This is a genomic window from Oscillatoria sp. HE19RPO (assembly GCF_024220515.1).
Classification (GTDB): domain Bacteria; phylum Cyanobacteriota; class Cyanobacteriia; order Cyanobacteriales; family Laspinemataceae; genus Laspinema.
In genome coordinates, this window is record NZ_JAMXOT010000208.1 from 20,118 (window position 1) to 28,467 (window position 8,350).

At 48.8% G+C, this 8,350-nt stretch carries 4 protein-coding genes; 1 reads left to right on the top strand and 3 read right to left on the bottom strand.

Annotation, left to right across the window (positions count from 1 at the left end; genetic code table 11):
* Window positions 1-34: 34 nt before the first annotated feature.
* From NG833_RS19065 to NG833_RS19075, 3 genes are all read right to left on the bottom strand, one after another.
* Window positions 35-1,330, bottom strand: coding sequence for a CO2 hydration protein (locus tag NG833_RS19065; protein ID WP_254566855.1), 1,296 nt, complete (start codon window positions 1,328-1,330; stop codon window positions 35-37).
* Window positions 1,331-1,976: 646 nt separating this feature from the next.
* Window positions 1,977-3,485 carry an NADH-quinone oxidoreductase subunit M gene (locus NG833_RS19070; RefSeq protein ID WP_254566856.1) on the bottom strand — a complete coding sequence of 503 codons (1,509 nt, stop codon included), beginning with the start codon at window positions 3,483-3,485 and terminating at the stop codon, window positions 1,977-1,979.
* 254 nt (window positions 3,486-3,739) lie between these two features.
* Window positions 3,740-5,599: an NAD(P)H-quinone oxidoreductase subunit F gene (locus NG833_RS19075; protein ID WP_254566857.1), complete on the bottom strand. Its 1,860-nt coding sequence runs from the start codon at window positions 5,597-5,599 to the stop codon at window positions 3,740-3,742.
* 1,039 nt (window positions 5,600-6,638) lie between these two features.
* Here NG833_RS19075 and NG833_RS19080 point away from each other — a divergent pair.
* On the top strand, window positions 6,639-8,147 hold the full coding sequence (locus tag NG833_RS19080; protein WP_254566858.1) for an Ig-like domain-containing protein: 1,509 nt from the start codon (window positions 6,639-6,641) through the stop codon (window positions 8,145-8,147).
* Window positions 8,148-8,350: the final 203 nt, after the last annotated feature.

Sequence of the window (8,350 nt, forward strand, 5' to 3'; positions counted from 1 at the left end):
GGCGGGGGTTTAAACCCCCGCCGGTTCTTGCCACTTATCGATAATCCTGACTTTGAATCTCCCGGATGCGGGATTCAGGACGTTTGAAGCGATCGAGTTGGCTTTCAAAAAACCGCCGATTTGCCATCAAATGCTTGGGATTGGGGTCATCTAACGGATAGAGTAAAGCAGTCCGTAACGCTTGAATAACAGCGGAGGTAACACAATACATCGATCGCTGGAAGGTAATTCCCAACTGAATCAACATATCATCCTCACCCCGGCAATATTGGCGATAATAATCCACCAGATAGGGAGGGAGGAAATGGAGCATATCCTGCATTAATAATGTCGGGGGAATGCCTGCGGTTCCCACGGGAAAGACATCGGCATATAAAATGCCATAATGGAAGTCTTTCTGCTCATCCGGCACTTGTTTCGCTTGAGCATTATAGGATTTAGTGCCTCGGAAGGGTGCGGTGCGATAAAAGACGGCTTCGACGTAGGGTAAGGCGGCTTCATATAACCAGGTAAAGCCTTTTGATTTCGGGATAATTTCGTAAACTTCCCCGCGAATATGAGCGTGATGGTAAATCGGACGTCCTGCAATGGCAAAGATACCATTGACAAGGAAATTCATCGCTTCCGGAACGGTGGTTAGTTTGCCTTCATCATACAGATCCGACATTTCAAAAAATACCGGAGCCATCACTTCCCAGAACAATCCCAAGTTGCTATAATAGGAAAGTTGCCTCACCTGTTCTAAAAACATTTCTGGAAACAGTTTATAGAGTCCCAACATCACGGGATTGCCTTTAAAGTAGGCTTTGATAGCGACATCAGCATTGGCTTTGTACTCATCACTATCGAGATAGGCATCAAATTTCCCCCAACCCATATCTCTGCCATGCCAATACATCGCGCGCATACAGGCTTCGGCAAATTCCATATTAACGCGATCGTGCAACCAGTGATGGAACAACCGGGGAATTTTTTGGTTTAATTCCCCTTTTTCCATAAAGGCTAACAGTTCCGGATGCGCCGTTGCCTCTCCCCGCCAAATTCGCAAGTCCGCATCATCGCCTGCATAGTGATTATGCAGTTCTAAATACTCTTTTGGCAGGAAGTATTTGAAAAAGTTAAACGGTTCTAAAAACACCTCTTCGGCGATATAAAGCAAATCTCGCCAATAAAAGTCCATTGGCACCGCGTAGGCTTTATAAATGCCGATAATTTGCATCAGATTTTCTGGAGTATCCGGCAACATTGCGCCACCGGCTTCTAAGCGATGAATAATATCGGCAAATTCATGGGTGGAAGGGGGGAGTTTGGTGGAAGTTGCAGTTGTCATAGTTTGGATATTTTTCTGGAATAACAATCAAAAACAGTAGTTTTTTTTACGTTCCGTGGGACTAGCCTCACATTTAAGTGGACCTCGGGTCCCCTCCCCTTGGCAAGGGGAGGGTTAGGGTGGGGTTCCCCGTGACGTGGCGATTCCCTACGGGATAGCTCCGCTTACCGCGCTTCACGAAGAAAGATGTGGGAACAGCCTCCATTTTAAGTTCAGGAGGACTTGCCTCACATTTAAGTGAACTTCCGGTCCCCTCCCCTTGGCAAGGGGAGGGTTAGGGTGGGGTCCACGCGCGATCGCGCTTCACGAAGAAAGAGGTTGGAACAGCCTCCATACAGGTGCGGTAAGCGGAGCTATCCCGTAGGAAATCGCCTCCTGTGAGTGCGTGACTTGGCGGTAAGCGGAGCTATCCCGTAGGGAATCGCCTCGTCAAGAGGACCCCACCCTAACCCTCCCCTTGCCAAGGGGAGGGGACCGGAGGTGAATCACCGTAGGCTCCATACAGGTGCGGTAAGCGGAGCTATCCCGTAGGGAATCGCCACATCAAGAGGACCCCATCCTAACCCTCCCCTTGCCAAGGGGAGGGGACCGGAGGTGAATCACCGTAGGCTCCATGCGTCCAATATCTGGAATTTTCCCATTCCTGTTAGGGTGTAAAATTGTTCAATTTTTGAGCAATTTGCGCGGAATTAGCGGGGATAATTTTGGCAACCATTGCGGTAGTAGTCGGTTCACTCCACCGCACTAACCAACCGGGTTGAATGCCTAAGATAAAAATAGTGACGGCTAATACCAAGGCTGGAATTCGTTCCGCTGCCAAAACTTTGGGATAATAGGCCAATTTATTATCCAGTTTTCCAAAACAGGTGCGATTGATTAAAATCGCAAAATAAACGGCGGTTAAACCCGAGGCAATAATACAGAGTAAAGTCTGGACTGGGAAGACCGAAAAGCTCCCTTGAAAGACCATGAATTCTGCAATAAATCCCACCAATCCGGGAATTCCTGCACTTGCCATGCCGCCTAAAATCAGTAAGGCACTGGTGAGGGGTAATCCGCGATGAGGATTCATTAATCCATTCAAAACATCCAGTTCGCGCGTGCCGACTTTCTGCTCAATAATACCCACGATATAAAAGAGAATGGCGAGGATTAATCCATGACTGACCATTTGAGCGACTGCACCGAGTAAGCTGAGGGGAGTTCCGGCAGCGGCAGCAACTAAAATATAGCCCATGTGTCCAATAGAACTATAGGCAACCATGCGCTTGATGTCCTTTTGAGCGATCGCACTAAAGGCACCATACATCACGCTCACCACCCCAATAATCGCTAACCCAGGACCCACGACTGCCCAGGTTTCTGGGAACAATTGTAACCCAAATCGGATTAATCCATAAGCGCCTAATTTAGCCAGAATTCCCCCTAGGAGAATCGCCACTGCCGGAGACGCTTCCACATAAGCATCGGGTAACCAAGTATGCAAGGGAACCAGCGGAATTTTAATCCCAAATCCGATTAATAGAATAGTGAGTAAAATCAGTTGGGTGGTTAAGGATAATTTTTCCGTGGAAATCGAACCGATATCAAAGCTACTCGAATGGGTTAACCAAGCAATTCCCAAAAATGCAGCTAAAATTAAAATCCCCGATAATGCCGTATAAATTAGGAATTTCATCGCGGCATACCCGCGTTTTTGCCCCCCCCAAATTCCAATTAAGAGGTAAAGCGGAATCAGTTCTAATTCATAAAACAGCACAAATAATAATAAATTTTGTGCGGCAAATGCCCCGGTGATTCCGGCATTAACCAGGAAAATCATGGGATAATAGAGCCGGGGGCGCTCCACGGTTTCACCCCGACCATAAATGGCAATGCAATTGAGCAACGCACTTAAGCCCAGCAGGGGGAAAGATAACCCATCAATGCCTAATTTATAGCTGAGTCCTAACTGGGGAATCCAAGGTAAATATTCTTGAAATTGCATTCCCGGGGAAGCTAAATCAAACTGAGTGCCGATCGCCACAGTCCAACCTAGAATCCCCACAGCGACGGCTAAAGCAATATTTCTGAACAGCGTAGGCGACCCCTTGGAGGGCCAAAATCCAATGAGCGCTGCACCGATAAGAGGCAATCCAATTAATAGACTCAGCATAGCTTTATTCTTTCTAGGTCCTCAAACATGAATCAACAATGGCAGCACCGAGGCCATTCAGGTTTAGCAGTAGCCTGGGTTAATATAGCAACCCTAAATCATTCGGAGAATGGCTCTAAACCTGATGGACTTGTAGTGCAAAAAGCTTTCGAGTGAGGAATGTGCATCACATCGAAGCTCGCTTTTTCTATAGCAAACGGCACGCCATACGGGGGATATCACCAACTTTTGAACTCCGATTTTACCCGAGTCGGTTAGTTGAAAATTAAGAAAATTTTCGACAAAGCGGGCCAAGCGAGTAACAGCCCCAGTATAGCCACCCCAAACAGAATCGTGAGGGCATAAAATTGGGTTTGTCCCGAAACATTGTATTTTAAGCTCTGGCCGCTAAATACGGTGAATAGTCCCACTAAATTGACCAACCCATCGACAATATAGCGGTCAAACCAGAACACCATTCGAGAAACCAATCCCACGGCAAATACAATGGTTAGCTTGTACAACTTGGCGGTATAAAAATCGTAAGCAAAAAAGTCTTGGACGGATTGGGGACCAAATTTGACAGGTTTGGAAATGCGATCGCTCATATAAATGAACCCTGCTAATCCACCGCCAACTACGGTTGAGCCAATCAAAACTCCCGCTACTGTAACATTCAAGTCGGCCCAATCCGGCAGCAGATTACATTCCATCAAAATTAACGGAATATGCAGGGTCACGCCCATTAAAACCACCATTGGAATCACCATCGGCCAATGCACTTCAGGCGATCGCACCGTCATCGGTTTCGGTTTCCCCGCAAAAATTAACCCGAACTCGCGAATCAAACTAAATGCCGTTAACCCATTCACCACCACCAACACCCCCACCAACTCCGGATGTGCCTGCCAGAGATTCTCCGCCATTTTGAGCAACGCCCAGAATCCGCCAAAGGGAGGTAACGCCACTAAACCCGCGAATCCCACGAGAAATGCTAACCCAGAAATCGGACGGCGAGACCAGAGTCCGCCATACTGAGTGAGGTCTTGGGTAATCGTATTCCAGATCAGTCCCCCGGTACAGGTCACCAGGAGTGCCATTGCCACTGCGTAAGACAGGAGTAACATCAACGCGGTTTGAGTCTCCCCCGTCCCCACGGCGATAAACATTAACCCCATGTAGGCACTCACGGAATAAGAAAGCGCGCGCTTGATATCAATTTGGGCAATGGCGATCGCCGAAGCCCCTACTGCCGTCACCGCCCCAATATAAATCACCGTCGTTGTGGCAATCTCCGACAACGCCAACACCGGCTGTAATCTAACCAACACCCAGGCCCCAGTTGCCACCACCACGGAATTCCGCAAAATCGTACTGGGAACGGGCCCCTCCATCGCCTCATCTAACCACAGATGCAAGGGAAACTGCGCGCATTTCCCCAAGGGTCCGGCAATTAACGCTAACCCCAACAAAGTCGCAACTTTCGGGTCTACATCAGCGGTTTGCGCCCATTGCGCTAATTCATCAAAATTCCAGGTGCCTGCTAAGGGTAATAAAGCAACTACCCCCATCAGGAGGATTAAATCTCCCACCCGTTTTGTTAAAAAAGCATCTCGGGCCCCCGTCACCACCAACGGTTGCGAGAACCACAATCCCACTAATAAATAAGTGCCCAGGGTGAGGATTTCTAAAATGACATAGCTGAAAAACAAGGAATTGCACAAAATCAGGGCGCATAGTCCCGCTTCAAAGACTCCCAACATGGCATAGAAGCGACCCCAACCCCAATCCATTTCCATATATCCCACGGCAAAAATCTGCGCCAGCAGATTCAATCCCGTGACTACTGCCATTGCACCGACGGTCAAGGCGGATATTTTTAAATCTACCGTTAGGGTTAACCCGGCAGCATCCAACCAAGTCCAAGATATCTGTTGCGCCGGTTGATTCCAGGTGGCAGGTAACGCCAACAAACTATGAATGAAGGCTAAAAATGTCAGGACTAAATTAATATAGCCCGAGGGTCTCGGTCCTGTTTTTCGGATCGTTCCCGGTGACCAAGCGCCCGCCAGGAGTGCCCCGAGTAAGGCATACCCAGGCACGAACCAAACGGTTGTCAGAAGTAAATCAGCCATCCGCGTTTCCTAATTTGTGTGTAAATGAACAGTCTGCCTTTGATGCTTCCGTGATAAATTTCGCAGAAGACAATCGGCCCAGGCTGGAATAGATTTATCTTTTCTTAATCTTCTGGGGATCAGCGTATCGTTATTCCGTCCCAAAAGGAAGAGACTCCTCCACAAAAATTAATAATTGGTTCTCTAATTTCTGCTTATAGCCTTATCTCCATCGGGCTTTGGGCGGCTTGAGGGGCTGACCAAGGTAACTATTGATTTTAAAAAGGTTTATCATTGATTTTACTCTATGGTTAGTTTAAATTGCCCGATTAATCGACTCAACCGCCCCAGGTTCAGCGTAAAATATAGGGTTAAATTAAAATTTTGGTCGGGATAAATAAGTAACAATACTTACGGAGATTCCCAAATTAAAACCTCCCGAATCGATAGCAGGTGTCTCTAAATTCAGACAGTTCCTCCAGGAAGTAGGAGCATCTTGCTCCCTATCCAGTAGTCATACGAAATTCGGTCTATAACAACCCACACCCTGTTCGCGGAGCGTTCCGTAAGGAAAGGGTGGGGCTATACAAACGAAGCCCGCCTGCGCGGGCTACAAGTTGTCAAAGGTCTGTAAAAGATTCGCTATAGCCGATCCGCAACCATGTATGTATAATTTCTCACGTTAGGGTATTGATTTTTCGGACAAGTTTTGACCGGGGTACTCAACAACAATCAAACTTGGTATAGCACAAAGAGTTTGGCAAGGCAGTCGCTCAAAGGGGCCTGAGCAAGTGGGGGAACTGTCGGGGGATAATCTGGAGGGAGTCCGATGGGAATGTTAAATTAAAACAGTTGAATTTCCATCTCTGCGTCCGATGGGTAGGCATTCAGTCCCCTGGGGTTAACCCCCAAGACTTACGCCAGAGTGGGGATTTTTCATCCAATCTGATAGGTGGCTTTCATCTACGGCTGTGCCTACTCAATCGAGAAATGATGCGTCAGTCGGGCAACCGGGTCCCTCAAGTCTAAGCTCTAAATTCTCAACAGTAACCCTTAACCGATGTTCAGTGCAGACCAACTCCAGAAAAATTTCTCCCAACCGCTCGATCGCGCGGCGATCGCCCTGATTGCGGTGTTGACAGTGGCGATCGCCCTGCTCCTATTTGGAGGCGATAGTACCGCTCCGCGAGTGCGGGAATTTAGCTGGCAAAATCAACAAGTCAGTGCCAGAGATCGCGCCTTTATCATGACCTTCAGCCGTCCGATGGATCGCCAAAGCGTGGAAGACAACCTTATAATCGAACCCCCAGTGCCCGGTAAAATCAGTTGGGCGGGAAGGCGGATGGCTTACACGGTTACCCAAGGGGTGCCTTATGGCATGGAATTTAAACTGCAACTCAGCCAAGCGCGGGAACGGTTCGCCCAACCGGGAAAAGAGGGAACCCTGATTGAGCCATTTGTCGGGGAGTTCACAAGTCGCGATCGCGTCTTAGTCTATATCGGAATCTCCCCGGAAGAACGGGGACAGTTAATCCTGTACAACTTCAGCAAAAGCGAAAAAACGATTCTGACCCCAAAAGAATTGACAGTCCTAGATTATAAACTCTATCCCGACGGCGATCGCCTGTTATTTTCCGCGATCGACTCCTTCTCTCCCAACCGAGGACTTTTAGAGCAACGACTGTTCACCGTCACCACCGGCATCATCCCAGAAAGCTCCGACAGAAGATCCCGCCGCCGTGACAACTCACCGGGTCAAATCAAACGGATCTTAGGCTCGGACAACTATCAAAACCTCAGCTTTGACCTCTCCCCCGATGGTAAAACCATTCTGGTGCAGCGGGTCAACAAACAGGACCCGGGACAATTTGGACTCTGGAAAATAGAGGAAGGAAAGCAACCGAAACCTTTGGAGAATGAACCGGGTGGGGATTTTATTATTACTCCCGATAGTCAAACCGTGGCGATCGCCCAGGGACAGGGACTCGCCATTTTACCCCTAGAACCGAAAGCCGACCCCGTAGATTTTCTGCCTCAATTTGGGCGAGTGTTGAGCTTTTCGGCTGATGGAAGCGCCGCCGCGATGGTGAAATTCAACACCGACTACACGCGATCGCTCTATTTGGTCACCACCACTGGGGTCAGCAAAGAACTGCGCCGCATTCAAGGTTCATTTTTGAGCGCCCAATTCGGACCCCAAGGAAACACCCTCTATTGTTTGCTAACGAAATTGGTGGAAGGGGAGATTTATAAAGAAGAACCTTACATCGCCGCGATCGACCTAGAAACCGGGGACCTGCAACCCCTGGTACTGTTACCGGATCAGCGAGAGATTCATATGAGTTTGTCCCCGGATGGGTTAGGGTTGCTGTTTGATCAAATTGTCAGCGTTGCTCCCCAAGCCAATCAAGCCCCAATCGATGCCGTTCGCACCAGTTCCGGAGAAGCGATCGCCAGAAGTCGGCTCTGGTTGCTGCCCTTGGATCCCAGCGCCCCCACCAACCGACCCTTAGATTACAAACCCGAAGAGTTACCCTTTGAGGGCCTCCGTCCGGGGTGGCTTCCCTAAAACAAGAGAAAACAGGAGTGGGAGTTCCAACCCTAGCCCTGTCAAGGTGGTAAATTGAATCCCGCCTCATCCGGAGTTTCTTGTAGGGGCGTATTGCATACGCCCTCTTTATCCGTCAATGGAATCGGGCCTCATCCGGAGTTTCTTGTAGGGGCGTATTGCATACGCCCTCTTTATCCGTCAATGGAATCGGGCCTCATCCG

Excerpts from the sequence above, each read along its gene's own strand:
- NG833_RS19075 (WP_254566857.1), bottom strand. The coding sequence starts at position 5,599 with ATGGCTGATTTACTTCTGACAACCGTTTGGTTCGTGCCTGGGTATGCC.
- NG833_RS19065 (WP_254566855.1), bottom strand. The coding sequence starts at position 1,330 with ATGACAACTGCAACTTCCACCAAACTCCCCCCTTCCACCCATGAATTT.
- NG833_RS19080 (WP_254566858.1), top strand. The coding sequence starts at position 6,639 with ATGTTCAGTGCAGACCAACTCCAGAAAAATTTCTCCCAACCGCTCGAT.
- NG833_RS19070 (WP_254566856.1), bottom strand. The coding sequence starts at position 3,485 with ATGCTGAGTCTATTAATTGGATTGCCTCTTATCGGTGCAGCGCTCATT.